The sequence below is a fragment of the Streptomyces sp. NPDC057302 genome (assembly GCF_042667685.1).
Lineage (GTDB): Bacteria > Actinomycetota > Actinomycetes > Streptomycetales > Streptomycetaceae > Streptomyces.
In genome coordinates this window covers 1-25,674 of sequence record NZ_JBHUZJ010000107.1, presented here as the reverse complement: position 1 = coordinate 25,674, position 25,674 = coordinate 1, and the positions used below count along the sequence as shown (strand labels likewise).

26 protein-coding genes are annotated in these 25,674 nt (G+C 70.8%); 19 read left to right on the top strand and 7 right to left on the bottom strand.

The annotated features are described in order from the left end of the window. Positions 1-133: 133 nt before the first annotated feature. Both mmpB and ACFUPX_RS40530 read left to right on the top strand, forming a co-directional pair. Positions 134-262, top strand: coding sequence for a morphogenic membrane protein MmpB (gene mmpB, locus ACFUPX_RS40535; RefSeq protein WP_383334103.1), 129 nt, complete (start codon positions 134-136; stop codon positions 260-262). A 19-nt stretch (positions 263-281) separates the two neighbouring features. After that, a complete protein-coding gene (locus tag ACFUPX_RS40530) occupies positions 282-902 on the top strand; it encodes a nucleoside triphosphate pyrophosphatase (RefSeq protein WP_383334102.1) in 621 nt (206 codons plus the stop codon). A gap of 34 nt (positions 903-936) precedes the next feature. On the opposite strand, the gene ACFUPX_RS40525 is transcribed toward ACFUPX_RS40530, so the two are convergent. Then, positions 937-1,413, bottom strand: a complete 477-nt coding sequence (locus ACFUPX_RS40525) for a hypothetical protein (RefSeq protein ID WP_383334100.1) — start codon at positions 1,411-1,413, stop codon at positions 937-939. A 402-nt stretch (positions 1,414-1,815) separates the two neighbouring features. On the opposite strand from ACFUPX_RS40525, the gene ACFUPX_RS40520 reads away from it, so the two are divergent. Beyond that, positions 1,816-3,588 carry an acetyl/propionyl/methylcrotonyl-CoA carboxylase subunit alpha gene (locus tag ACFUPX_RS40520; RefSeq protein WP_383334098.1) on the top strand — a complete coding sequence of 591 codons (1,773 nt, stop codon included), beginning with the start codon at positions 1,816-1,818 and terminating at the stop codon, positions 3,586-3,588. 160 nt (positions 3,589-3,748) lie between these two features. After that, positions 3,749-4,378, top strand: a complete 630-nt coding sequence (locus tag ACFUPX_RS40515) for a TetR/AcrR family transcriptional regulator (protein ID WP_383334096.1) — start codon at positions 3,749-3,751, stop codon at positions 4,376-4,378. Here the strand turns inward: ACFUPX_RS40515 and ACFUPX_RS40510 are convergent. Together ACFUPX_RS40510 and ACFUPX_RS40505 are read right to left on the bottom strand one after the other, a co-directional pair. Further along, positions 4,364-5,329 (bottom strand): DeoR/GlpR family DNA-binding transcription regulator, encoded by a 966-nt coding sequence (locus ACFUPX_RS40510; protein WP_383334094.1) that lies wholly within the window; start codon positions 5,327-5,329, stop codon positions 4,364-4,366. The two genes, ACFUPX_RS40515 and ACFUPX_RS40510, sit on opposite strands and share 15 nt — an antisense overlap. 220 nt (positions 5,330-5,549) lie before the next feature. Next, the gene (locus ACFUPX_RS40505) at positions 5,550-6,998 is read right to left on the bottom strand and encodes an NAD(P)H-quinone dehydrogenase (RefSeq protein WP_383334092.1); all 1,449 of its coding nucleotides are present in this window, start codon (positions 6,996-6,998) and stop codon (positions 5,550-5,552) included. Between the two features lie 119 nt (positions 6,999-7,117). Here ACFUPX_RS40505 and ACFUPX_RS40500 point away from each other — a divergent pair, with 119 nt between their 5' ends. The 4 genes from ACFUPX_RS40500 to ACFUPX_RS40485 all read left to right on the top strand — a co-directional run bounded on the left by ACFUPX_RS40500 (position 7,118) and on the right by ACFUPX_RS40485 (position 12,131). After that, complete coding sequence (locus tag ACFUPX_RS40500) at positions 7,118-7,555, top strand: gamma-glutamylcyclotransferase (protein ID WP_383334091.1); 438 nt, start codon at positions 7,118-7,120, stop codon at positions 7,553-7,555. A 145-nt stretch (positions 7,556-7,700) separates the two neighbouring features. Continuing rightward, positions 7,701-8,525: a purine-nucleoside phosphorylase gene (locus ACFUPX_RS40495; protein WP_383334089.1), complete on the top strand. Its 825-nt coding sequence runs from the start codon at positions 7,701-7,703 to the stop codon at positions 8,523-8,525. Between the two features lie 504 nt (positions 8,526-9,029). Beyond that, complete coding sequence (locus ACFUPX_RS40490) at positions 9,030-10,685, top strand: phospho-sugar mutase (RefSeq protein ID WP_383334087.1); 1,656 nt, start codon at positions 9,030-9,032, stop codon at positions 10,683-10,685. A 153-nt stretch (positions 10,686-10,838) separates the two neighbouring features. Next, the gene (locus ACFUPX_RS40485) at positions 10,839-12,131 is read left to right on the top strand and encodes a hypothetical protein (RefSeq protein WP_383334085.1); all 1,293 of its coding nucleotides are present in this window, start codon (positions 10,839-10,841) and stop codon (positions 12,129-12,131) included. 72 nt (positions 12,132-12,203) lie between these two features. Here the strand turns inward: ACFUPX_RS40485 and ACFUPX_RS40480 are convergent, their stop codons facing one another. After that, positions 12,204-12,848 carry a PH domain-containing protein gene (locus tag ACFUPX_RS40480; RefSeq protein ID WP_383334083.1) on the bottom strand — a complete coding sequence of 215 codons (645 nt, stop codon included), beginning with the start codon at positions 12,846-12,848 and terminating at the stop codon, positions 12,204-12,206. Between the two features lie 122 nt (positions 12,849-12,970). Between ACFUPX_RS40480 and deoC the strand changes: the two genes are divergently transcribed. From deoC to ACFUPX_RS40465, 3 genes are read left to right on the top strand one after another with little or no spacing between them, the layout of a single operon-like run. Continuing rightward, positions 12,971-13,978 carry a deoxyribose-phosphate aldolase gene (gene deoC, locus ACFUPX_RS40475; protein WP_383334107.1) on the top strand — a complete coding sequence of 336 codons (1,008 nt, stop codon included), beginning with the start codon at positions 12,971-12,973 and terminating at the stop codon, positions 13,976-13,978. 5 nt (positions 13,979-13,983) lie between these two features. Next, complete coding sequence (locus ACFUPX_RS40470) at positions 13,984-15,420, top strand: aldehyde dehydrogenase family protein (RefSeq protein WP_383334081.1); 1,437 nt, start codon at positions 13,984-13,986, stop codon at positions 15,418-15,420. Then, complete coding sequence (locus tag ACFUPX_RS40465) at positions 15,413-16,300, top strand: aldehyde dehydrogenase family protein (RefSeq protein WP_383334079.1); 888 nt, start codon at positions 15,413-15,415, stop codon at positions 16,298-16,300. The genes ACFUPX_RS40470 and ACFUPX_RS40465 overlap by 8 nt, the downstream gene beginning before the upstream one ends. Before the next feature lie 89 nt (positions 16,301-16,389). Here the strand turns inward: ACFUPX_RS40465 and ACFUPX_RS40460 are convergent, their stop codons facing one another. Then, positions 16,390-17,127: a TetR/AcrR family transcriptional regulator gene (locus ACFUPX_RS40460; RefSeq protein ID WP_383334077.1), complete on the bottom strand. Its 738-nt coding sequence runs from the start codon at positions 17,125-17,127 to the stop codon at positions 16,390-16,392. A gap of 132 nt (positions 17,128-17,259) precedes the next feature. Between ACFUPX_RS40460 and ACFUPX_RS40455 the strand changes: the two genes are divergently transcribed. After that, entirely contained in the window at positions 17,260-17,865 is a 606-nt protein-coding gene (locus tag ACFUPX_RS40455; RefSeq protein WP_383334075.1) for an NADPH-dependent FMN reductase, read from the top strand. A gap of 43 nt (positions 17,866-17,908) precedes the next feature. Continuing rightward, positions 17,909-19,435 (top strand): MDR family MFS transporter, encoded by a 1,527-nt coding sequence (locus ACFUPX_RS40450; protein WP_383334073.1) that lies wholly within the window; start codon positions 17,909-17,911, stop codon positions 19,433-19,435. 23 nt (positions 19,436-19,458) lie between these two features. On the opposite strand, the gene ACFUPX_RS40445 is transcribed toward ACFUPX_RS40450, so the two are convergent. Beyond that, positions 19,459-19,857, bottom strand: a complete 399-nt coding sequence (locus ACFUPX_RS40445) for a hypothetical protein (RefSeq protein ID WP_383334071.1) — start codon at positions 19,855-19,857, stop codon at positions 19,459-19,461. Between the two features lie 123 nt (positions 19,858-19,980). Here ACFUPX_RS40445 and ACFUPX_RS40440 point away from each other — a divergent pair, with 123 nt between their 5' ends. Next, entirely contained in the window at positions 19,981-20,619 is a 639-nt protein-coding gene (locus ACFUPX_RS40440) for a uridine kinase (protein WP_383334069.1), read from the top strand. Between the two features lie 197 nt (positions 20,620-20,816). On the opposite strand, the gene ACFUPX_RS40435 is transcribed toward ACFUPX_RS40440, so the two are convergent. Beyond that, positions 20,817-21,596: a SigE family RNA polymerase sigma factor gene (locus ACFUPX_RS40435; protein WP_383334068.1), complete on the bottom strand. Its 780-nt coding sequence runs from the start codon at positions 21,594-21,596 to the stop codon at positions 20,817-20,819. 181 nt (positions 21,597-21,777) lie between these two features. On the opposite strand from ACFUPX_RS40435, the gene afsQ1 reads away from it, so the two are divergent. The 5 genes from afsQ1 (at position 21,778) to ACFUPX_RS40410 (ending at position 25,612) form a co-directional block, all read left to right on the top strand. After that, positions 21,778-22,455, top strand: a complete 678-nt coding sequence (gene afsQ1 / locus ACFUPX_RS40430) for a two-component system response regulator AfsQ1 (protein ID WP_383334066.1) — start codon at positions 21,778-21,780, stop codon at positions 22,453-22,455. Between the two features lie 50 nt (positions 22,456-22,505). Next, entirely contained in the window at positions 22,506-24,062 is a 1,557-nt protein-coding gene (locus ACFUPX_RS40425; RefSeq protein WP_383334105.1) for an ATP-binding protein, read from the top strand. Next, a complete protein-coding gene (locus ACFUPX_RS40420; RefSeq protein WP_383334064.1) occupies positions 24,059-24,661 on the top strand; it encodes a hypothetical protein in 603 nt (200 codons plus the stop codon). Before ACFUPX_RS40425 ends, ACFUPX_RS40420 begins: the two co-directional genes overlap by 4 nt. Positions 24,662-24,733: 72 nt before the next feature. Then, the gene (locus ACFUPX_RS40415) at positions 24,734-25,342 is read left to right on the top strand and encodes a VanZ family protein (RefSeq protein WP_383334062.1); all 609 of its coding nucleotides are present in this window, start codon (positions 24,734-24,736) and stop codon (positions 25,340-25,342) included. Positions 25,343-25,408: 66 nt separating this feature from the next. Then, on the top strand, positions 25,409-25,612 hold the full coding sequence (locus ACFUPX_RS40410; protein WP_383334060.1) for a PspC domain-containing protein: 204 nt from the start codon (positions 25,409-25,411) through the stop codon (positions 25,610-25,612). The last annotated feature ends 62 nt before the right edge of the window (positions 25,613-25,674 follow it).

Genomic DNA, 25,674 nt, shown 5'->3' with positions numbered 1-25,674 from the left:
ACCACCCACCCCCTCGGGCCCGGCCCCGCCGGCCGGCGGGGGCGGGCCCACCCAACCATGGGGGGGGCGGGGCGGGGGCGCGCCCGTCCGCGTACTCAGGCGCCCCGGCGTCGCCGCGCGCAGTATCGGTCTCATGCTGTGGTCGGATCCGGAGGACAACCCGCCCAAGGACATGCGGGACATGCAGGCCAAGATGCGCCGTGCGGGACTCGTCCTCGCCCTGGCGATGGTCGTGGCGATGTTCGTCCTCGGCATGCACTGACGCTCGCTACGCTGGCCGTATGAGTGATCAGCCGCGCCGTCTCGTGCTCGCCTCCAAGTCCCCTGCCCGGCTCGGCCTCCTGCGCCAGGCCGGCCTCGCCCCCGAGGTGATCGTCAGCGGGGTCGACGAGGACGCCATCTCCGCGCCGACCCCCGCCGAGCTCGCGCTCGCCCTGGCCGAGGCCAAGGCGTCGGTCGTCTCCGCGCGCCCCGACGCCAAGGGCGCCCTGGTCGTCGGCTGCGACTCCGTCCTGGAGCTGGACGGCCAGGCGCTCGGCAAGCCCGCCGACGCCGAGGAGGCCACCGCCCGCTGGAAGTCCATGCGCGGTCGCGCGGGCATCCTGCAGACCGGCCACTGCGTGTACGACACCGCGGCCGGGCGCCACGTCTCGGCGCTCGCCTCGACCGTCGTGCGCTTCGGCGAGCCGTCGGACGAGGAGATCGCCGCGTACGTGGCCAGCGGCGAACCCCTGCACGTGGCGGGCGCGTTCACGCTGGACGGCCGCTCGGCGCCCTTCGTCGACTCGATCGAGGGCGACCACGGCAACGTCATCGGTCTCTCGCTGCCGCTGCTGCGCCGCCTGCTCGCCGAATTGGGCGTCGGCATCACGGAGTTGTGGGCGGACCAGCCCGCCCCGTAAGGCCGAGACGCGCCCCAGGAGCGCTCAGGAGGGCTCAGGCGGGCTGTGGAGCGCCGTTCTCCGCCGGCCCTGCGCCCGCTGCCCCGTTGCTCCCCCGGGGCGCGTCGGCGGCCTCCACCGCCTTCTTGTCGTACGCGACGAGCGTCAGGACGATCAGGCCGAGCACGACCATCATGAAGACGAAGGCGGGCCAGCCCACCAGGCCGACCGAGAACGCCCCGAGAAGCCCGTGCACCACGGCGGCGCTGATCAGGAGCAGCCGGCCGAAGCGGCCCGGCGCGCGGTCGCGTATCGCCGCGCGCGCCATGACGACGGCGCACAGCGCGAGGTAGAGACCGAAGAGGCCGCCCGCGATCCACGTCGACACGGACATCGCGTGCGGGTCGAGCCCGGCGAGCGACATGTCCTGCTTGTTCACGACGAGTCCCAGGAACCAGTTGAGCAACGCGATGCCCACCGCTTCCGCCAGGAGCACGATCGCGCCCACCCAGGCCACCGGTCTACGCGCCACGGCGCCCACCTCTTTCGCTGTTACCGCTAGTACGCCCACCCGTCGCCCGACCACCACCCCTCAACGGGGCCCTGCGGGCCGAAGGTCTTCTTCTGCATCGCGAACGCTACTAACGGGTAAACCGGGGGACAAGAGCTCTGCCGAAGGCAAAGAATCATTGGGCCATTCGTAGGGACTCCACAAAGAATGACCCTCCGGCGCAGCACGCTCTCACAGAGACCTTGACCACACCGGCGCGTTAGTCTCCCTCGAAGGGACCCTGCGTACCGTGGTGCGACAAGGGATTTCGCGGACGGGCAGGCCCCGGATCACGCTCCGTGTGGGCAAGCTCACCATTGGGGACGGGTCGAAAGGTCGTGTCGGCAGTCCCTAAACTCGGCTTGTTTCAAGGAGGGAGCCATCGTGCGCAAGGTGCTCATCGCCAACCGTGGCGAAATCGCTGTCCGCGTTGCTCGGGCATGCCGGGACGCAGGGATCGCGAGCGTAGCCGTCTACGCAGATCCTGACCGGGATGCTCTGCATGTCCGCGCGGCAGATGAGGCGTTCGCGCTGGGCGGTGACACTCCGGCCACCAGCTACTTGGACATTTCCAAGGTGCTGGCAGCGGCCAAGGACGCAGGGGCGGACGCGATCCATCCCGGCTACGGCTTCCTTTCGGAGAACGCCGACTTCGCGCAAGCCGTTCTGGACGCGGGCCTGATCTGGATCGGCCCGCCGCCGCAAGCCATCCGTGACCTCGGCGACAAGGTCGCCGCCCGGCACATCGCGCAGCGCGCGGGTGCCCCGCTCGTGGCCGGTACGCCGGACCCCGTGAGCGGTTCCGACGAGGTCGTGGCCTTCGCGGAGGAACACGGCCTGCCGATCGCGATCAAGGCCGCCTTCGGTGGCGGCGGGCGCGGTCTCAAGGTGGCCCGGAACCTCGAAGAGGTCCCCGAGCTGTACGACTCCGCGGTCCGCGAGGCAGTCGCGGCCTTCGGCCGTGGCGAGTGCTTCGTCGAGCGCTATCTGGACAAGCCCCGGCACGTGGAGACCCAGTGCCTGGCCGACCAGCACGGCAACGTGGTCGTCGTGTCGACCCGTGACTGCTCGCTGCAGCGCCGCCACCAGAAGCTGGTGGAGGAGGCGCCCGCGCCGTTCCTGAGCGAGGCCCAGAACGCCGAGCTGTACGCGGCGTCGAAGGCCATCCTCAAGGAGGCCGGCTATGTGGGCGCCGGTACCGTCGAGTTCCTCGTCGGCACCGACGGAACGATCTCCTTCCTGGAGGTCAACACCCGTCTGCAGGTGGAGCACCCGGTCACCGAAGAGATCACCGGCCTCGACCTGGTCCGCGAGATGTTCCGCATCGCGGACGGCGAGGAACTGGGTTACGGCGACCCCGAGATGCGGGGGCACTCCTTCGAGTTCCGCATCAACGGCGAGGACCCGGGCCGCGGCTTCCTGCCCGCGCCGGGCACCGTGACCGCCTTCGCCCCGCCGTCGGGTCCGGGCGTGCGCCTGGACGCGGGCGTGGAGTCCGGCTCCGTGATCGGCCCGGCGTGGGACTCGCTCCTCGCCAAGCTGATCGTGACCGGTGCGACGCGCGAGCAGGCCCTTCAGCGGGCCGGGCGCGCCCTTGAGGAGTTCACGGTGGAGGGCATGGCCACGGCCATCCCGTTCCACCGCGCGGTCGTCAAGGACCCGGCCTTCGCTCCCGAACTGACCGGCTCTGCCGACCCGTTCACGATCCACACCCGGTGGATCGAGACCGAGTTCGTCAACGAGATCCCCGCGTTCGCCGCGGCGGTCGACACCGAGACGGACGAGGAGCCGGGCCGCGAGACGGTGGTCGTCGAGGTGGGCGGCAAGCGCCTGGAGGTCTCGCTTCCCTCCTCGCTGGGCATGACCATCGCCCGCACCGCCGCAGCGGGCGGCGCCCGTCCCAAGCGGCGCGCGGCGAAGAAGTCGGGCCCGGCGGCTTCCGGTGACACCCTGGCCTCCCCCATGCAGGGCACGATCGTCAAGATCGCTGTCGAGGAGGGCCAGGAGGTCCAGGAGGGCGACCTGGTCGTCGTCCTCGAGGCCATGAAGATGGAACAGCCCCTGAACGCACACCGCTCGGGCACGATCAAGGGCCTGACGGCGGAGGTGGGCGCGAGCCTGACCTCCGGCGCGGTGATCTGCGAGATCAAGGACTGACCCCGGAGCATTGCTCATAAGCTGGCCGGGCTGGAACATCCAGCCCGGCCGGCCGGGTTTCAGCCCGTCCGGCGATTGAGGACGAACTCGGCGGAGCCGGTGACAGACGGGGCCGACGCTTCGGGCAGACTTGAAGCACGCACGTTCAGGGAGGCCCGGCATGGCACTGGAGCCGCAAGAGCGCCCCCGCTCGAAGAGAGCGGATGCGCGCCGCAACTACGACCGGCTCCTCGCAGAGGCCCGCACCGCCTTCGCGGAACACGGCACGGATGCCTCGCTGGAGGACATCGCCCGCCACGCGAACGTAGGCATCGGCACCCTCTACCGCCACTTCCCCAACCGCCACGCCCTGATGAGCGCCGTCTTCGAAGAGGCCGTGAGTGATCTCCTGGACCGCTCCCGCGCGCTCCTCGAAGATCCGCAGCCCTGCTCGGCCCTGGTGACCTGGCTGCGCGCCATCATCACTCATGCGGGTGAGTACCGCGGGCTCTCCCGCGCCCTCATGTCGGCGTCGCACGACGACAGTTCGGCACTCTCCCGGTGCAGCAGGCCGATGCGCGAGGCGGGCACGGCCCTGCTGTTGCGGGCCCAGCAGGCAGGCGCCGTACGCCCCGGTGTCTCGATCGGCGATCTGATGCAGCTGACCAACGCGATCGCGCTGGCCGCCGAAGAGACCCCGGACGAGCCCGAGTTGGCGGACCGCCTCCTGATGCTGACCCTGCGCGGCCTGCAGCCCGAAGGGTCGGCACCGGACGAGCCCCGCCGGGCGGCCGGTTCAGCGGCGGCGTAGATCCGCCACGCGCGCGGCCCGCTCCCCGGGCTGCTGCTCCCCGAGCACCGCACTGCGCAACTGGGCTCCGGGACCACCGTGGTTACGGCGCTGTCCCGGCAGTGGCACGTCCCGGCGCGATGGCCGCGCCGGGACGGAATCCACCCCTGGTCCGGAGTTGTTGCTCGCCGTTCCGCCCGCTACCGCGATCTGCACGCCTTGATCGGCAAGAGCTTGCAGCTCGGTGGCGGCGCGGTCGTCGTGCGTGGGCGGTTCGTCCGTGACCAGGCGGGTGATGAGGTCCGTCGGCACCGTCTGGAACATCGTGTCGGTGCCGAGCTTGGTGTGGTCCGCGAGGACCACGACCTCGGCGGCCGCCTGGACGAGCGCACGGTCCACGCTCGCCGAGAGCATGTTGGACGTGGAGAGCCCGCGTTCGGCGGTCAGACCACTGCCCGAGAGGAAGGCGCGCGACACCCGGAGGCCTTGCAGGGACTGTTCGGCCCCGCTGCCCACGAGGGCGTAGTTGGAACCGCGCAGGGTGCCGCCGGTCATGACGACCTCGACGCGGTTGGCATGGGCCAGGGCCTGTGCCACCAACAGGGAGTTGGTGACGACGGTCAGACCGGGTACCCGCGCGAGCCGTCGGGCCAGCTCCTGCGTGGTCGTACCCGCCCCGACGACGATGGCTTCGCCTTCTTCGACGAGTCCCGCCGCGAGATCGGCGATAGCCGTCTTCTCGGCGGTCGCGAGATGTGATTTCTGCGGAAAGCCGGACTCCCGCGTGAATCCGCCCGGCAATACCGCACCGCCATGTCTGCGGTCGAGGAGTCCTTCTGCCTCCAGCGCGCGCACGTCCCGCCGTACGGTCACTTCGGAGGTCTGGACGACGCGGGCGAGCTCCCGGAGCGATACCGCTCCGTTGGCCCGCACCATTTCGAGGATCAATTGGCGACGTTCTGCAGCGAACACGAAACTGACAGTAACCCCAACGACCGTCTGCTTTCAGCAGTTTGCGCCGAATTACAGAAGTTGTTCGCACGGTTGGGTGGGAAGTGGTATACGCGCCTAGTCGCCCCGCCTATGCCGGGCGAATGGGCGACAACAGCCCGTGACCTGCGCAGAGTTGATACCCCGTACGAACCCGATCAGTCCCCGCCCCATCGGCGTTCAGCAGACGATCAGTCCGCGATCAGGCTTCGCCCGCCGTCTTGCGCGTGTGAAGTTGACGAGCGACCTCGGCGATCGAGCCCGAAAGGGATGGATACACGGTGAACGCATTCGCGATCTGCTCGACCGTCAGATTGTTGTCGACCGCGATCGAGATGGGGTGGATCAGTTCCGAAGCGCGCGGCGCGACGACCACACCGCCCACCACGATGCCCGTACCGGGACGGCAGAAGATCTTGACGAAGCCGTCGCGGATGCCCTGCATCTTCGCGCGCGGGTTGCGCAGGAGGGGCAGCTTCACGACACGGGCGTCGATCTTGCCGCCGTCGACGTCGGACTGGCTGTAGCCGACGGTCGCGATCTCCGGGTCGGTGAAGACGTTCGACGACACGGTCTTCAGGTTCAGCGGCTGCACCGCGTCACCCAGGAAGTGGTACATCGCGATGCGGCCCTGCATCGCGGCCACGGAGGCGAGCGCGAAGATCCCGGTCACGTCACCGGCGGCGTACACACCGGGCGCCGAGGTGCGCGAGACCTTGTCGGTCCAGATGTGCCCGGAGTCCTTCAGCTTCACCCCGGCCTCTTCGAGACCCATGCCGCTGCTGTTCGGGATGGCACCCACGGCCATCAGACAGTGCGTACCGCTGATGACGCGGCCGTCGTCGAGCGTGACCTCCACGCGGTCGCCCACGCGCTTGGCGGACGCGGCACGGGAGCGCGACATGACGTTCATGCCGCGGCGCCTGAAGACGTCCTCCAGGACGGCGGCGGCGTCCGGGTCCTCGCCTGGCAGCACGCGATCACGGCTCGATACGAGCGTGACGTTCGACCCGAGCGCCTGATAGGCGCCGGCGAACTCGGCACCGGTGACACCGGAGCCGACCACGATGAGCTCCTCGGGGAGCTCGTCCAGGTCGTACACCTGCGTCCAGTTGAGGATCCGCTCGCCGTCGGGCAGCGCGTCGGGGACCTCGCGGGGGTGTCCGCCGGTGGCGATGAGGACGGCGTCGGCGACGAGGGTCTCCTCGCTCCCGTCGGCCGCGCGCACGACGACCTTGCGCGAGCCGTCCGTGTCCTGCTGGCCCTCCAGACGGCCACGGCCGCGCAGCACGCGGGCGCCCGCACGCGTGACGGATGCGGTGATGTCGTGGGACTGCGCGAGCGCGAGGCGCTTCACACGGCGGTTGACCTTGCCGAGGTCGACGCCGACGACGCGCGCGGGCGTGTCGATGTGCGGGGTGTCGTCCGCGACGATGATGCCGAGCTCTTCATAAGAAGAGTCGAAGCTGGTCATCACCTCGGCCGTGGCGATCAGAGTCTTGGACGGGACGCAGTCGGTGAGCACCGACGCCCCGCCCAGACCGTCGCAGTCGACGACGGTCACCTCCGCGCCGAGCTGGGCGGCAACGAGTGCCGCCTCGTATCCGCCGGGTCCGCCGCCAATGATCACGATCCGAGTCACGTACTCCATTGTCCCGCACGCTTCAAGGTGCTTCGCCCCCGGGGGCTCCATCCGGGCCGTTCTCCCTCCAAGAAGGGCACTTCCGTTACCGGAGGGACGCACGCGTCACCTGCCGTACCCTCGACCACATGTCGCTCTACGCCGCGTACGCCGGCAATCTGGATCCGCGGCTCATGTCACGCCGCGCCCCGCACTCGCCGCTGCGCCAGACCGGCTGGCTGAACGGCTGGCGGCTGACCTTCGGCGGGGAGCACATGGGGTGGGAGGGCGCGCTCGCCACCATCGTCGAGGCGCCGCGTTCCCAGGTCTTCGTCACGCTGTACGACGTCGCCCCCATGGACGAGGACTCCCTGGACCGGTGGGAGGGCGTGGGGCTCGACATCTACCGCCGGATGCGCGTGCGCGTGCACACGCTGGACGGCGAGGAACCCACCTGGGTGTACGTCCTGAACGGATACGAGGGCGGCCTGCCGTCGGCGCGCTATCTGGGGGAGCTGGCCGACGCGGCGGAGACCGCGGGGGCGCCCCACGACTATGTGATGGAGCTGCGCAAGCGGCCCTGCTAGGCCTGCCGGGTCTGCTGCTTCCGTATCCCCTGCGGGCCTCTTTGGGCCTTCCGGAGCCTCTCGTCGGAAACGACAAGACAACGATCCGAATCCCGTGAGCATCGTCATCTACGCGCGTAGGGCGCGAGCGGCTACTCTCATCCGCGTGAACGCTTCAGTTATTCCGGACGACATCCAGGGCGACCCCTACGCCGCCGCCGACGCCGCCGCCGCGCGCCTGCGTGAGCTGACGGGCGCCGAGACCCACGACGTAGCCCTTGTGATGGGCTCCGGCTGGGCGCCGGCCGTCGACGCGCTCGGCGTGCCCGACGCCGAGTTCGCCGTCACCGAACTGCCCGGCTTCCCGCCGCCGGCGGTGGAGGGCCACGGGGGCCGCATCCGCTCCTTCCAGGTCGGTGACAAGCGCGCCCTCGTCTTCCTGGGCCGCACCCACTACTACGAGGGCCGTGGCGTCGCCGCCGTGTCGCACGGCGTGCGTACCGCGGTGGCCGCGGGCTGCAAGACGATCGTGCTGACGAACGGCTGCGGCGGGCTGCGCGACGGCATGCGCCCCGGTCAGCCGGTCCTGATCAGCGATCACCTCAACCTGACGGCCACGTCGCCGATCGTCGGCGCGAACTTCGTGGACCTCACGGACCTGTACTCCCCGCGGCTGCGCAGCCTCTGCAAGGAGATCGACCCCTCCCTGGAGGAGGGCGTCTACGCGCAGTTCCCCGGCCCGCACTACGAGACTCCGGCCGAGGTCCGCATGGCCCGCACGCTCGGTGCGGACCTGGTGGGCATGTCGACGGTCCTCGAAGCGATCGCCGCGCGCGAGGCGGGCGCGGAGGTGCTCGGCATCTCCCTGGTCACGAACCTCGCCGCGGGCATGACGGGCGAGCCCCTGAACCACGAAGAGGTCCTCCAGGCGGGCCGCGACAGTGCTACCCGCATGGGGGAGCTGCTGGGCCAGGTCCTGGGCCGCATCTGATTTTTCCTGGCGGGGGCGCCTTGGCTGGCGGGGGCGCCTTGCCTGGCGGGGAGCTTTGCCTGGTCGGGTGCCCTGCCTGGTCGGGTGCCCTGCCTGGTCGGGTGCCCTGCCTGGTGGGGAGCTTTGCCTGGCGGGGACGCCTTGGCTGGTCTGGTGCCCTGCCTGGCGGGGGGCGACCTGCCTGGTCGGGGCCCTGTCTGGCGGGGGGCGACCTGCCTGGTGGGGGCGCTGTCTGGCGTGGGGGCTCCGCGCTGTGGCTTGGTGGCCTGTGGCTGTCGCTGGCTCACAGGCTTTCCCGCCCACCCACCCGATTGCCCCGGGGTAATGGGTGGGTGGGCGGGAGATATCCGTCGCGAAGCGGCGGGACAGGTTCCCCGCCGAGCCGGACCGCACCGCACCCGGCACGGGACCGGCAAGCCCCGTCGGGGCAGGAATGACCCGCAGGCCCGCACCCCCCGGGTGGAGGGCCGCAACAGAACTCCGCATACGAGAGGCTGACGTCACGTGCTTGACGACTCTGAACTCATCGCGCGGGCCCAGGCCTGGCTGGCCGAGGACCCGGACCCCGACACCCGCGACGAGCTCGCCAAGCTCATCGACGGCGGGGACACCGAAGAGCTGGCCGCCCGCTTCGCCGGCACCCTCCAGTTCGGCACCGCGGGCCTGCGCGGCGAACTCGGCGCGGGCCCCATGCGCATGAACCGCTCCGTGGTCATCCGCGCCGCCGCGGGCCTCGCCGCGTACCTCAAGGCAAAGGGCCAGACCGACGGCCCCGTGGTGATCGGCTACGACGCCCGCCACAAGTCGGAGGACTTCGCGCGCGACACGGCAGCCGTCATGACCGGCGCCGGCCTCGACGCCGCGGTGCTCCCCCGCCCCCTGCCCACCCCCGTACTCGCCTTCGCCATAAGGCACCTGGGGGCGGTCGCGGGCGTCGAGGTGACGGCGAGCCACAACCCGCCGCGCGACAACGGCTACAAGGTCTACCTGGGCGACGGCTCGCAGATCGTGCCGCCCGCGGACGCGGAGATCGCCGCGCAGATCGACGCGATCGCCTCGCTCCACGACGTACCCCGTCCGGAGAGCGGCTGGGAAACCCTCGCGGACGACGTCCGAGACGCCTACCTGGCCCGCACGGACGCCGTCCTGGCCCCCGGCTCCCCCCGCACGGCCCGCACCGTCTACACGGCGATGCACGGCGTCGGCAAGGAGACCCTCCTGGCGGCGTTCGCCCGCGCCGGGTTCCCCGCCCCCGAGCTCGTCGCCGAGCAGGCGGAGCCCGACCCGGACTTCCCCACGGTCGCCTTCCCCAACCCGGAGGAGCCGGGCGCGATGGACCTCTCCTTCGCGAAGGCCCGCGAGGTGGACCCGGACCTGATCATCGCCAACGACCCGGACGCGGACCGCTGCGCCGCGGCGGTGAAGACCGGCCCCGACGGCCCTGACGGCGCGGACTGGCGGATGCTCCGGGGCGACGAGGTCGGCGCCCTCCTCGCGGCCCACCTCGTACGCCGAGGCGCCCGCGGCACGTTCGCCGAGTCGATCGTGTCCTCCTCGCTCCTGGGCCGGATCGCCGAGAAGGCGGGCCTTCCCTACGAGGAGACCCTCACCGGCTTCAAGTGGATCGCCCGCGTGGACGGCCTGCGCTACGGCTACGAAGAGGCCCTCGGCTACTGCGTCGACCCCGAAGGCGTACGCGACAAGGACGGCATCACGGCGGCGCTGCTGCTCACGGAGCTTGCTTCCGAGCTCAAGGAGGAGGGCCGCACGCTGCTCGACCTCCTGGACGACCTGGCCGTGGAGCACGGCCTGCACGCCACCGACCAGCTGTCGGTCCGCGTACAGGACCTCTCCCTGATCGCGGACGCGATGCGCCGCCTGCGCGAGCAGCCGCCGACGGCCCTCGCGGGGCTGCCCGTGACGAAGGCCGAGGACCTGACGCAGGGCACGGAGACGCTGCCGCCCACGGACGGCCTGCGCTACACGCTCGACGGGGCCCGCGTCATCGTGCGCCCGAGCGGCACGGAGCCGAAGCTGAAGTGCTACCTGGAGGTGGTGATTCCGGTGGCGTCCACGTCCGATCTGCCCGCCGCCCGCGTCACGGCGACGGACCTCCTCGGGGCGATCAAGCTCGACCTGTCCGCGGCCGCGGGCATCTAGCGGGCGCACGGCGGGCCTTCGCGGCGGGTGGCCGCGGGGCCGCCACCCGTCCGAGTGGTTCCGGCGGCGCAGCTGCCGCAGCGATCCGGTGCGCTGCCGGTCCCCCAGGAAGGGTGACCGGCAGCGCACGATCACGTTCCGGGAGCTGCCGCAGTGCCGTACGGACCCACCCCAGAGACCTCGACCGAGCTTGCGACCGGGGCCTCGACCGCCCGGACCACCGCCGCCGTACCCCGGATCGTCTCCCCCTCCCGCCGCCCCCGCGCCGAGCCGAGCCCCTCCCCCGGCCGCCCCGCACGCGCCGCCCGCGCCCTGCGGCACGCATCGCCCGCACTCCTCGCGTACGCCGCCGTACGCCTCCTGGGACTCCTGGTCTTCGCCCTCTGGGCGCGCAAGGAGAACCGGGACGTCTGGCACCTCCTGGCGGAGTCGTGGGACATCGACTGGTATCTGAAGATCGCCGACACGGGGTACGCGCACACCCTCGGCACCCGGATCGACGCGAACAACCTCGCCTTCTTCCCCCTGCATCCCCTGCTCATCAGGGCAGGCAGCGTGATCGCCCCGGAGCCGCGCGGGGCCGTGGGGCTCGCGATCGCCGTCGCCTGCTCGTTCCTCGCCGCGTGGGGGATCTTCGCGGTGGGCGACCGGCTGCACGGGCGCAGGACCGGCGTCCTGCTCGCCGCGCTCTGGGGCTCGCTGCCCGTCGCGCTCGTGCAGTGGATGGGCTACACGGAGTCGCTCTTCACCGCGCTCACCGCGTGGGCGCTGTACGCCGTGCTGACCGGCCGCTGGATCTGGGCGGGCACGCTGGCCGCGCTCGCGGGCCTGACCCGCCCCACGGGTGTCGCGCTCGCCGCCGCGGTCTCCCTGACGGCGCTGCTCACCCTGCTCCGCCGGTACCGGCGCGTGCGTCTGGGGGAAGCGCCGGAGGGGGAGTCCCGCTTCCCCCCGCGCATCCTTCTGGGCGCCCTGCTCGCCCCGCTCGGCTGGCTCTCGTACGTCGGCTGGGTGGGGCTGCGACTCGGCCGCTGGGACGGCTACTTCGCCGTACAGAAGCTGTGGCACAACGAGTGGGACGGCGGGGTGGGGACGCTGCGGGCCATGTACGACCTGCTCGCGGTCCAGCGGCCGCAGCTGTTCCTGGTGATGGTGACGGGGACGCTGCTCGCCTCGGTGGCGCTCTTCGTCCTGTCGGCGGGCGACCGCCAGCCGCTGCCGCTGCTGGTCTTCACGGGCCTGCTGCTCCTGATCGTCCTCGGCAGCAAGGGGGTCTACTTCCCCCGGGCCCGCTTCCTGCTGCCCGGCTTCCCCCTGCTGCTGCCGCTCGCGACGGCGCTGGCCCGCGCACGGACGCATGCCGCCGTGACGGTGATGGTGGTCGCGGCCATGACGTCGGCGGCCTTCGGGGGCCACATGCTGCTGGCGTGGATGGGCCCTCCGTAGCTCCGTAGAGAGGCGCGGAGGGCAGAAGCACTCCTGGGCGTCGCTCCTAGGCGTCGCTCCTGGGCGTCGCTCCTAGGCGACGGCGAGCACCACCGCGAGCAGCACCGCACCGGCCACCACCGGCGCGAGGATCTCGTAGCCCCAGCGCACCGCGGGCTCGCCCTGCGCGGACTTCGCGTCGGCGCGGGACTCGGAGAGGTCGCGCAGGTCGTCCATGATCTGGTCGCCTGCCGCGCGGAGGTTCTCCGGCTCACCGGGCCGCCGCACGGTCGCGGGGGTCGGATCACCGGCGGCCACTCCCTGCGCCTTCCTCCTGGAGGCCTTCTTGCGGCCGCGCAGGGAGACCGGGATGGCCCAGAGCTGGTACTTGGTGCCGGACTGGGTGAAGACCTCGTTCGAGTACCCGGAGCGCAGCCCCGACACGGACGCCCACGGCAGCGTGATCGTCCGGAAGGGGTTGCGGATGCGGAGCCGGTCGTCGTTGGCGTACACGGCGGGGCGCACGGTGAAGGCGACGACGAGCGGCACCGCCAGGAGCAGCCCGGCGAGCGCGAGCCACGGGGTGCGGCCCTCGCCCCGGATCATCGCGTCGATGCCGAGCCAGCCGCCGAGGGCGAGCAGCAGGACGCCTCCGGCGATACCGCCGGACGACCGGAAGGTCCGGTCCTTGTACTCGGGGTACTCGGGCTCCGCCACGGGAGGCTGGGGGTCGGTCATACCCCTGATTCTGCCTGAGGCCGCGCGCGGAAGCCCCGCCGGTCCTCCGAGGCCGCGCCGCCTCGGTTACAACCCGCCCCCTGTACAGCCGCTACGCGCGTAGATATGCTCCCCTCGTGACCATGCCCACTGCACCCTCCCCCAAGCTCTCGACTCCGCTCGAGCAGGGTGGTACCCCCATTGCACACGCGCACGCGCACGCGCTGAGCGAAGCCACAGCGTCGGACCGCACCCTGCGCCGCTTCCTCCACGGGCTGCCCGGCGTCGACACGGTCGGCCTCGAGGCGCGCGCCGCGGCGCTCGGCACCCGTTCGATCAAGAGCACGGCGAAGGCGTACGCCATCGACCTCGCCATCTCCATGATCGACCTGACGACGCTGGAGGGCGCCGACACCCCGGGCAAGGTCCGGGCACTCGGCGCGAAGGCCGTGCACCCGGATCCGACCGACCGCGGCACCCCGATGACCGCCGCGGTCTGCGTCTATCCGGACATGGTGGCCACCGCCAAGGAGACCGTCGGCGACAGCGGCGTCAAGGTCGCCTCCGTCGCGACCGCCTTCCCCGCGGGCCGCGCCGCCATCGACGTGAAGCTCGGCGACGTGCGCGAGGCCGTCGCGGCGGGTGCCGACGAGATCGACATGGTCATCGACCGCGGCGCCTTCCTCGCGGGTGACTACATGACGGTGTTCGAGCAGATCCGCGCCGTGAAGGAAGCCTCCGGCGAGGCCAGGCTCAAGGTCATCTTCGAGACCGGCGAGCTGTCGACGTACGACAACATCCGCCGTGCCTCCTGGATCGGCATGCTCGCGGGCGCGGACTTCATCAAGACGTCCACCGGCAAGGTCGGCGTCAACGCGACGCCCGCGAACACCCTCCTGATGCTGGAAGCCGTACGCGACTTCCGCGAGCAGACCGGGGTACAGATCGGGGTGAAGCCCGCGGGCGGCATCCGCACCTCCAAGGACGCGATCAAGTTCCTCGTCCTGGTGAACGAGACGGCGGGCGCGGACTGGCTGGACAACCACTGGTTCCGCTTCGGTGCCTCATCGCTCCTCAACGACCTGCTGATGCAGCGCCAGAAGCTGGCCACGGGCCGCTACTCCGGCCCCGACTATGTGACGGTGGACTGACCAAGATGACTTCCCCCTTCGAGTACGCACCGGCGCCCGAGTCCCGCTCCGTCGTGGACATCGCGCCGTCGTACGGCCTGTTCATCGACGGCGAGTTCGTGGAGGCGGCGGACGGCAAGGTCTTCAAGACCGTCTCGCCCTCCACCGAAGAGGTCCTCTCCGAGGTCGCGCAGGCCTCCTCCGAGGACGTCGACCGCGCGGTGAAGGCAGCCCGCAGGGCCTTCGAGAAGTGGTCGGCGCTGCCGGGCGCCGAGCGCGCCAAGTACCTCTTCCGGATCGCCCGGATCATCCAGGAGCGCAGCCGCGAACTGGCCGTCCTGGAGACCCTCGACAACGGAAAGCCCATCAAGGAGACGCGCGACGCCGACCTCCCCCTGGTCGCCGCGCACTTCTTCTACTACGCGGGCTGGGCCGACAAGCTCGACCACGCGGGCTACGGCGCCGACCCGAGGCCGCTGGGCGTCGCGGGCCAGGTCATCCCCTGGAACTTCCCGCTCCTGATGCTGGCCTGGAAGATCGCCCCGGCGCTCGCCACGGGCAACACGGTCGTCCTGAAGCCCGCCGAGACCACTCCCCTGAGCGCCCTGTTCTTCGCGGACATCTGCCGCCAGGCGGGCCTGCCCAAGGGCGTCGTCAACATCCTTCCCGGGTACGGCGACGCGGGCGCGGCCCTCACCGCCCACCCGGACGTGAACAAGGTCGCCTTCACCGGTTCGACCGCCGTCGGCAAGGCGATCGCCCGCCAGGTCGCGGGCACGGACAAGAAGGTCACGCTCGAACTGGGCGGCAAGGGCGCGAACATCGTCTTCGACGACGCCCCCATCGACCAGGCCGTCGAGGGCATCGTCACCGGCATCTTCTTCAACCAGGGCCAGGTCTGCTGCGCCGGATCGCGCCTCCTCGTACAGGAGTCGGTCCAGGACGAGGTGCTCGACGCCCTGAAGCGACGCCTGACCACCCTGCGGCTGGGCGACCCGCTCGACAAGAACACGGACATCGGCGCGATCAACTCCGCCGAGCAGCTCGCCCGCATCACCGCGCTCACCGAGACGGGCGAGGCGGAGGGCGCCGAGCGCTGGTCCGCCCCGTGCGAACTGCCGTCCTCCGGCTACTGGTTCGCGCCGACGCTCTTCACGAACGTCACGCAGGCGCACACCGTGGCCCGCGACGAGATCTTCGGCCCGGTCCTCTCGGTGCTCACGTTCCGTACGCCGGAAGAGGCCGTCGCCAAGGCCAACAACACGCAGTACGGCCTCTCCGCCGGCATCTGGACGGAGAAGGGCTCCCGCATCCTCGCGGTCGCCGACCGCCTGCGCGCGGGCGTCATCTGGGCCAACACGTTCAACAAGTTCGACCCGACCTCGCCCTTCGGCGGCTACAAGGAATCGGGTTACGGCCGCGAGGGCGGCCGCCACGGCCTGGAGGCTTACCTCGATGTCTGAGCGTTTGAGTGTCTTCAAGACCTACAAGCTGTACGTGGGCGGGAAGTTCCCGCGTTCCGAGAGCGGCCGGGTGTACGAGGTGACGGACTCGAAGGACAAGTGGCTGGCCAACGCCCCGCTGTCGTCCCGCAAGGACGCGCGTGACGCCGTCGTGGCCGCCCGCAAGGCGCAGGGCAGTTGGGCGGGCAAGACGGCCTATCTGCGCGGCCAGATCCTCTACCGCGTCGCGGAGATGCTGGAGGGCCGCAAGGACCAGTTCGTCCGCGAGGTCGCCGAGGCGGAGGGCCTGTCCAAGTCCAAGGCCGCCGTGGTCGTGGACGCGGCGATCGACCGCTGGGTCTGGTACGCGGGGTGGACCGACAAGATCGCCCAGATCGTGGGCGGCGGAAACCCTGTCGCGGGCCCGTTCTTCAACCTCTCCTCGCCGGAGCCGACGGGCGTGGTGACGGTCGTCGCCCCGCAGAAGTCGTCGTTCCTCGGCCTGGTCTCCGTCATCGCCCCGGTGATCGCGACGGGCAACACGGCCGTGGTGATCGCCAGCGAGGACTCCCCGCTCCCCGCGCTCTCCCTCGGCGAGGTGCTCGCCACCTCGGACCTGCCCGGCGGCGTCGTGAACATCCTGTCCGGCCGCACGGCGGAGATCACCCCGTCGCTCGCCGCGCACCAGGACGTGAACGCGATCGACCTCGCGGGCGTCGAGGACGACGTACTGGCGAAGGAGCTGGAGATCGCGGCGGCGGACAATCTCAAGCGCGTCGTCCGTCCACAGCCTGTGGACTGGTCGGCGGATCCCGGCACGCACCGCCTGACGGCCTTCCTGGAGACCAAGACGGTCTGGCACCCCACGGGTTCGCTCGGCGCGTCCGGCTCCTCGTACTGAGCCACCGCACGACGAAGCCCCGGCCCTCCTCCGTCCAGGAGGGCCGGGGCTTCGTCCTTTCCGGCCCGTGCCGGCCCGTGCCGTCCGGCTCAGATGCCGAGCCGGGCCGCGATCCCGTCCAGGACGCAGTCGAGGCCCATCCCGAACATCCAGGTGGCGTCGTCCTTGCGCTGCGACCGCAGACCGTAGCGGCGGTAGGTGGGGTAGCGGCCGGTCTCCATGAGGTACGTCATCTGCGGCGCGAGGCCCATCCGGGTCTCGGTCCCCGACGACCAGCCCTCCGCCTGCGTCCACTCCCGCAGGGCCACCTCGGACGAGGCCGCGCCGTGCGCGTAGGCGCTGACCGTGCGGAAGGCCACCATCATCGTGTCCTCGTCGAGTCCGAGGCCGTCCAGCGCCGCCAACTGCCGCTCGGCGATGGCCATCCGGCCCGGGGTGAGCACGAACAGAGCCGTGGGCAGCTGACCCACCCAGGGGTGGCGCAGCATCATCTCCCGGGTCAGCAGGGCGAAGGCGTGCAGCACCTCACGCCACTGGGTCAGCTCCTCGGGGATCCGGTGCTCGGCCGCCACCCGCTCGGCCATCAGGGCCCACAGGTCGTCCTTGCCCGAGACATGCCGGTACGCCGCCATGGGCGCGACCCCCAGCTCGGTGGCGAGCCGTCGCATGGTGACCGCGGCGAGGCCCTCCGCGTCGGCGACCTGCACCGCAACGGCGCCGATCCGCTCCAGGGACAGCGATGCCCGGGGCGCGGCCGCCGGCTGCTCAAGACGCTCCCAGAGCGACTTGTCCGGCGCCGCCTTGCCGTCCTTCTTCTGGCCAGCCACAGCCGGGCCCCTCTCGAATCATCGGGATGTGAGCGTACAGCGTATCCCCCAGTAGACGCTGTACACATTGCCCGTGTACGTTGTACGCAGCTCGATACGTCGTACACATCCAGGTGTTCCCAGGGGGTTCCCATGTCCAGCAGCAGCCGAACCAGCAGTCCTCTCCGCGTCGCCGTCGTCGTCGCCAGCACCCGCGAGGGACGGTTCGCACCGGTCGTCACCCGATGGCTGACCGCACATCTCGACCAGCGCGACGACATGACCACCGACGTCGTCGACCTCGCCGAGACCCCGCTGCCCACCGCCCTCCCCGCCTTCGGCCAGCCCCCCGCGCCCGGCACCGAGGAGGCGCTCGCCCTGGTCTCGCCGCGTCTCGCGGCTGCCGACGCGTTCCTCTTCGTCGCGCCGGAGTACAACCACAGCTTCCCGGCGTCCCTGAAGAACGCCGTCGACTGGCACAACACGGAGTGGCACGGGAAGCCGATCGGCTTCGTCTCCTACGGCGGTCTCTCCGGCGGCCTGCGCGCGGTGGAACAACTGCGCCTGGTCATGGCCGAGTTGAACGCCATGACGATCCGCAACACGGTCAGCTTCCACAACGCCTTCGGCCGGTTCGGCGAGGACGGCGCCGCCGACGACCCCGCGGTCGACACGGCGGCCAAGGCCCTGCTCGACCAGCTGGCCTGGTGGGCGCACGCCCTGCGGGACGCCAAGTCACAGGCGCCGTACGCCGCCTGACGCGACGCCACTTCACACCGCGGGGAACAGGGGGGAACCGACCATGAGCCGGACCACGGAAACGACCAGCACGCCAGGCCCGGCGAACGCCGGACCACCACCCGCCGACGGGGCACCCACCGACGAGAGCGGGCCGTCGAAGCTCGTCCTGTTCGGGCTGCTCCTCGGCCTGATGCTCGGACTGCTCGACGGCACGATCGTGGGCACCGCCCTGCCCACGATCGTCGGTGACCTCGGCGGCCTCGACCACCTCTCCTGGGTGGTGACGGCCTATCTGCTCACCGCGTCGATCTCCACCCCCATCTGGGGAAAGCTCGGCGATCTGTACGGACGCAAGGGCAGTTTCATCTGGTCCATAGCGGTGTTCCTCGCGGGCTCGGTCCTCTCCGGGCTCGCCCAGGACATGGGACAGCTCATCGCCTTCCGCGCCGTGCAGGGCCTCGGCGCGGGCGGCCTGATGGTCGGCGCCATCTCGATCATCGGCGTCATGCTGCCGCCGTCACAGGCGGGCCGCTCGCAGTCGATGGTCGGCGCGATGATGCCCGTGGCGCTGGTCGGCGGACCGCTGCTCGGCGGTTTCCTCACCGACCAGCTGGACTGGCGCTGGGTCTTCTACGTCAACGTGCCCATCGGCGGGCTCGCCCTGCTCGTCATCGGCCTGCGCCTGCATCTGCCCACCGAGCGCGTCTCGGCCCGCATCGACTTCGCGGGCGCCGCCCTGCTCTCCACGGGCATCCTCGCCCTGACGCTGCTCGGCAGTTGGGGCGGGACGACGTACGCCTGGTCGTCGCCGCAGATCCTCGGGCTCGGCGTGATCGGCGTCGGCTCCCTGCTCTGGTTCGCCCGGGTGGAGCGGCGGGCCGCCGAACCGATCATCCCGCCCCGGCTCTTCGCCGACCGCAACTTCACGCTCGCCCAGGTCCTGACCTTCCTGGTGGGAGCGGCGATGCTCGGGGCGTCCGCCTACCTGCCGCAGTACATGCAGTTCGCGCGCGGCGCCTCCTCGACGGCGAGCGGCATGCTGCTGCTCCCGCTGATGGCGGGCATGTTCGGGGCGCAGCTCCTGCTCGGCCGGATCACGTCCAACGGCGGCGGCTACCGCGCCTACACCGTCATCGGCGGGGCGGCGATCTCCGTCGGCGGCCTCTCGCTCCTGGCGGTCGGCGCGAACACCCCCACCGCCGTGACGTCCGCCCTCACGTTCGTGCTCGGCGCGGGCCTCGGCCTGCTGATGCAGAGCACCCTGCTCATCACCATCAACAGCGCGGAGCCGCGCGACATGGGCGCCGCCACCGGCACCACCACTCTCCTGCGCACGATCGGCGGCTCACTGGGCATCGCCGTCATGGGCGCCGTCTACGCGAGCCGTCTCACGTCGGGCGGCATGCCGGACGGCGGCACCGCGTGGACGCCCGAGGCGGTCCATGAGATGCCGGACCAGGTACGGGAAGCGGTGGGCGCCGCGGTCACCAGCGGCATGCACGGCGTGGTCCTCGGCGCCGCGCTCCTGGGCGCGCTGGCGTTCGCGGTGGCGTGGCTGGTGCGGGAAGTCCCCCTGCGGAAGGGCTGACAGGGGTGCCCCCGCGTCAGGGACTAGCCGGGAAGCAGGCCCGTGGCCGGACCCACCAGCGGCAGCTCGCCCAGCGATCCACCACTGGCCAGCGGGGCCGTCAGGGGCGCCGTCGAGACCGGCTTGAAGTCGGCGATCTTGGTGCCGACCGCGTTGTCCAGCGGGTCGGACCCGGTGCCCGCGAGCGGGTTGAGCTTCAGGTCCTTGATGGGCCCAAGACCGCCCCCGGCGGACTCCTGCACCGCCCGAAGCATCCCCGCGGCGCCCGCCGAGAGGTTGTCGGACGCCGGGGGCGCGGGGGCCGGTGCGGCGCTCGCCGTCGCCGCGCCGCCGATGCCGAGCGCCGTGCCCGCGACGGTGACCGTCAGACCCGCGCGCAGCAGGGCGCGGGAGAGGTGCTTGGAGCTTGCGTGCCGTGCCATGGGTACCGCCCATATCCTCTTGAGTAATCAGATGCCCACGTAGCGTAGTTGAGGTGGGATGCGGGTACCAAAGCCCTACCCTTCGGGTCGCCTGGGCGGCTCAATGCCGCACACTGTTCTCTCGTGAGTTCCCATCTCCCGATACCCACCCGAGTCGTGCTGCTCGCCGGCCCCTCGGGTTCAGGCAAGTCGTCGTTCGCCGCCCGCTCCGGGCTGCCCGTCCTGTGCCTCGACGACTTCTACAAGGAGGGTGACGACCCGACGCTGCCGCAGGTCCCCGGCAGCGCGGACATCGACTGGGACTCACCCGCCTCCTGGGACGCGGACGTCGCCGTCGCGGCCATCGAGCGGCTGTGCCGCACGGGACGTACGAGCGTTCCCCTCTACGACATCTCCACCAGTTCGCGTACGGGCGAGTCCTCGATGGACATCGAGCGCACCCCCCTCTTCATCGCGGAGGGAATCTTCGCGGCGGACATCGTGGACCGGTGCAGGGAGATCGGCGTGCTCGCCGACGCGATCTGTCTGCGTGGCCGGCCGTCGACGACCTACCGGCGGCGACTGCTGCGGGATCTGCGCGAGGGACGCAAGTCCGTGGCGTTCCTGCTGCGGCGCGGCTGGCGCCTGATGCGCGCCGAACGCGCCATCGTGGCCCGGCAGACCGCGCTCGGCGCGCATCCCTGCGGGAAGGACGAGGCCCTGGGACGGGTCGCCGCCGCTGCCGCGGGACGGTGCGTCAAGGCGCGCGCCGACGCCGCGTAACTCCGGGCCGGTTAACTCCCGGCCGCTTAACTCCCGGCCGGTTAACTCCCGGCCGGTCACTCAGCCGGGAAAGCAGGGGAAAAGCAGAAGGACCGGAAAGACCCCCCGGCCTTCCGGTCCCGCCACTTGTTTCCCCCGTGATCCCCGTTCCCCCCTGCACCGCCGCCTCCCCCCGGGAGCGGCGGCCCCCGTGATCCCTAGGCGACCAACTCGCCGAAGGACTCTTCCTGGTCACGGCCGAAGCTGAGGACCTCGTCCTCGCGCATCCGGCGCAGGGAGCGCCAGATGCTGGACTTCACCGTGCCCACGCTGATGTCGAGGATGTCCGCGATCTCGGGGTCCGTGCGGCCCTCGTAGTAGCGCAGGACCAGCATCGTCCGCTGCAGTTCGGGAAGGCGGGCCAGAGCCTGCCAGAGAACCGCGCGGAGTTCGGTGCCACGCATCGCGTCCGTGTCGCCCGCCGTCTCCGGCAGCTCCTCGGTCGGGTATTCGTTGAGCTTGCGGCGCCGCCAGGCGCTGATGTGCAGGTTGGTCATGGTGCGGCGGAGGTACCCGCCGACCGCGGCCTTGTCGCTGATCCTGTCCCAGGCCCGGTACGTCGAGAAGAGGGCGCTCTGGAGCAGGTCCTCGGCCTCGAAGCGGTCACCGGTCAGGTGATAGGCGGTTGCGTACAGGGAGGCACGACGCTCCTGGACGTAGGCGGTGAACTCCGCCTCCGACACCGATGTGCGTTCCCCCGTGTCCTCCCTGTACGCGGCTCCCCCGTGAGCCCCCCCGTCGGTTCCCCCGTCGGATCCGTGGGTTTCCCGCCTGAACGCGTCAACCACCGTCATGTACCCGGTGTGCTGACGCCCGGTGCCGCGAGCGCACCCCCGCCCGCTCACGGCACCGGACTTCTCGTGCCTCTCGGCAGGCCGGATCACGTCGTGGAGACGCGTGATTACTGCGCTTGAGCTGGTGCTGTGCAGTGTGTTCATCTCGCGCCCCCCGTCGGTGGAGTCCGGCTTTTTCCGTGTGACCAGAACTCTGCCCGACCCACTTCATGACGGTGTCCGCCGACTGTCACAGGCGTGCAACAGGCCTTCCATCTGTAGGGGGAACGTGTGGGAGCACTCCAACAGTCGAACTGTGGCCTCACCATGGGACAGAATGACCTCCGTGCCTTCCCTGTTGCTGATCGAGGACGACGACGCCATCCGTACGGCCCTTGAGCTTTCGCTCACCCGCCAAGGGCATCGGGTGGCTACTGCTGCCACCGGCGAGGACGGCCTGAAGCTGCTCAGTGAGCAGCGGCCGGACCTGATCGTGCTGGATGTGATGCTGCCGGGCATCGACGGGTTCGAGGTGTGCCGTCGCATCCGGCGCACCGACCAGTTGCCGATCATCCTGCTGACCGCGCGCAGCGATGACATCGACGTGGTCGTCGGGCTCGAGTCCGGTGCCGACGACTATGTGGTGAAACCCGTGCAGGGGAGGGTGCTCGACGCCCGTATCCGCGCGGTGCTCCGGCGAGGTGAGCGCGAGGCCAACGACGCGGCGTCGTTCGGTTCGCTCGTCATCGACCGGGCCGCCATGACCGTCACGAAGAACGGCGAGGATCTCCAGCTCACGCCGACCGAGCTGCGGCTGCTCCTGGAGCTGAGCCGCAGGCCGGGACAGGCGCTGTCGCGCCAGCAGTTGCTGCGGCTGGTGTGGGAGCACGACTATCTCGGCGACTCCCGGCTCGTCGACGCGTGCGTGCAGCGCCTTCGCGCGAAGGTCGAGGACGTGCCGTCCTCGCCGACCCTGATCCGTACGGTGCGCGGCGTCGGCTACCGGCTGGACACTCCTCAGTGACCAAACCGCAGGACAAGCTCCGTGGCTGGGCCGCGGCGCGCAAGGCGATAATGGCGGGACTGCGCTTCACCAGCCTGCGGCTCAGGCTGGTCGTGGTGTTCGGCTTGGTGGCGCTCACGGCCGCCGTGACGGCTTCGGGAATCGCGTACTGGCTGAACCGCGAGGCGGTCCTGACCCGGGCGCAGGACGCGGCCCTGAAGGACTTCCAGCAGGAGATGCAGACGCGCGCCGGCGCGCTGCCGCCCAATCCGACCCAGGACGAGCTGCAGCAGGCCGCCGGGACGATGGCCAACAGCAGCCAGCGCTACAGCGTGCTCCTGATCGGCGAGAACTCCGACGGCGACACGATCGTCGGCTACTCCGATCTGGACGCCTTCACGCTCGCCGACGTGCCCAAGTCGCTGCGCAAGACGGTGAACAAGGAACAGCCGCTCACCTCCAGCAACAAGAGCCCCTACCACCTGTACTGGCAGCGGACCGTCGACGGCGGCACCCCGTATCTCGTGGGCGGCGCCAAGGTCATCGGCGGCGGGCCGACGGGTTACATGCTCAAGTCCCTGGAGCCGGAGGCGAAGGACCTGAGTTCGCTCGGCTGGTCGCTCGCGATCGCCACCGGGCTGGCGCTCATCGGTTCCGCGCTGCTCGCGCAGGCCGCGGCGACCACCGTGCTCAAACCGGTGCACCGGCTCGGCGTCGCCGCGCGGCGGCTCGGCGAGGGCAAGCTGGACACGCGCCTTCGGGTGTCGGGCACGGATGAACTGGCCGATCTGTCACGGACGTTCAACCGGACCGCGGAGAGCCTGGAGAAGAAGGTCGACGACATGAGCGCCCGCGACGAGGCGTCGCGGCGCTTCGTCGCCGACATGTCGCACGAACTGCGTACGCCGCTGACCGCGATCACCGCGGTGACCGAGGTCCTGGAGGAGGAGCTCGACGCGGAGACCGGTTCCGTCGACCCGATGATCGAGCCCGCCGTACGTCTGGTGGTCAGCGAGACCCGCAGGCTGAACGACCTGGTGGAGAACCTGATGGAGGTCACCCGCTTCGACGCGGGCACGGCCAGGCTCGTCCTGGACGCCGTCGACATCGCCGACCAGATCACGGCCTGCATCGACGCCCGTGCCTGGCTCGACGCGGTCGAGCTCGACGCGGAGCGCGGCATCACGGTGCGGCTCGACCCGCGGCGCCTGGACGTCATCCTGGCGAACCTGATCGGCAACGCGCTCAAGCACGGTGGTTCGCCGGTGGAGGTCTCGGTGCGGCTCGCGGGCGAGAAGCTCATGATCGCTGTGCGTGACGGAGGCCCCGGCATCCCCGAGGACGTACTGCCGCACGTCTTCGACCGGTTCTACAAGGCGAGCGCGTCACGGCCGCGGTCGGAGGGCAGCGGTCTCGGGCTCTCCATCGCGCTGGAGAACGCACACATCCACGGCGGTGAGATCACCGCGGCGAACTCGCCGAAGGGCGGCGCGGTGTTCACGCTGTGGCTGCCGCGCGATCCGTCGGGGCTCCTTCCCGACGACCCCGACGACCCCGACGACCCCGACGACAACGCGGCGCACTGCACGGACGGCGACAGCGCCGTCGTCGAGGGAGACGAACGATGAACCGCCGACGGCTGCGGGCCGCTCTCCTGACCACCGCCCTCACCGTGACGCTCGCCGGCTGCGGGATCCGCTCGACGGAGGTGCCGACGGACTTCGGTCCCGGTCCCTCCCGGGTGCCGTGCGTGATGACCGGGTCGAGCATCGCTTCGCAGTCCACCAGCGGCGTTCCGGTGCAGGTCTTCCTGGTGTGCGCGGCGCAGCTGGTGACCGTCGACCGGTCGGTGCGCATCCCCACCGAGAAGGACGCGACCGACCGGGTCCGGATCGCCCAGGCGCTCCTGGACGAGCTCGCGCGCTCCCCGTCGGCCCCGGAGAAGCAGGCGGGCTTCGCGACGGACGTACGCGGCGGCACGGTCGTCAGCGGCCCCCAGAAGGGGGATCCCGAGGACGCGCTGCGGTTCAGTACGTCCCCGGAGGACCTTTCGGCGTTCGCCCTTGCGCAGATCGTCTGTACGTTCGCGGACAGCGCGGCGGCGGGCGACGACCGCGAGGTGATCATGGGCGGCCCCGGCGACGATCCCCTGCGCCGCTACGAATGCACCCAGGCGGTGCGCCAGCGCCCCGGGACGGTGGCCCCGCCCACGGAGACGCTGAAGTAGCAGGCCCTGGCGGGGCAGCCGAACAGGACAGTCACCCTGTGCGATCAGGACAGTGCCGCGTACCGGGATGAGATGCGCGGAACCGATCCTGCCGTTAGGCGCGTCTTGGGGGGCGTGCGTCAAGGCTCGGGCGGCCACGGGGCCGCCATCCACTTCCGTGCGACAGGGGGATTCCTCCTCGTCGCGCACCTTCTGCTCGTCGGATGGTTCACGCTGCGTCCACTGGACGTGCCCTGGGTCAGTGCGGCGAATCTCCAGCCGTTCGCCGGCATCAAGGCGGATCTGGCACTCGGACCTGTCCAGGCGGCCCGGCAGATAGGCGGCAGCCTGCTGCTCCTGGCCCCGCTCGGCGTGCTGCTTCCGCTGGCCGGGGGGCGGGTCCACGTCTCGCCGCTGGGTTCGCTGGTGCGTACGGTCGCGGCGGCCGCGCTGATCTCGCTCGGCATCGAACTGCTGCAGACCGGGGTCCCGGGGCAGGTCGTCGACATCGACTCGCTGCTCCTGAACACGGTGGGCGTGGCCCTCGCGCATCTCTGTGTGGTGCCCGCGGTCAGGGCCAGGCTCCGTCGCCGTACGGACGGAGACACCGCCCTTCTGCGGGAGGACACGTCTCAGGGTTCGACCCCGACGATTCCCAGGGTCGGTATCGCACCTTGGAGCGACGCTTCGTCCGCTTCGTGAACGTAGCTTTGAGTCATCGGGGAAACGCCCCCGGAGCTCATACCGACGGTTCACGAAGGAGCCACCATGACCGCCCTTGCCCGCCCCACCAACGGCCGGATGATCGGCGGAGTCTGTGCCGCCCTCGCCAAGCGCTTCGGCACATCGGCGACCACGATGCGCGTGATCTTCGTGGCCTCGTGCCTTCTTCCCGGCCCCCAGCTCCTGCTCTACATCGCGCTCTGGGTCCTGTTGCCCGCCGAGGGCAAGGCCAGGCAGGCAGCCTGGTGAACCGGCGGCCCCCGCCGCCAGATACGTACGCCGATGGGGCGCACCCCGCGAAAGGGTGCGCC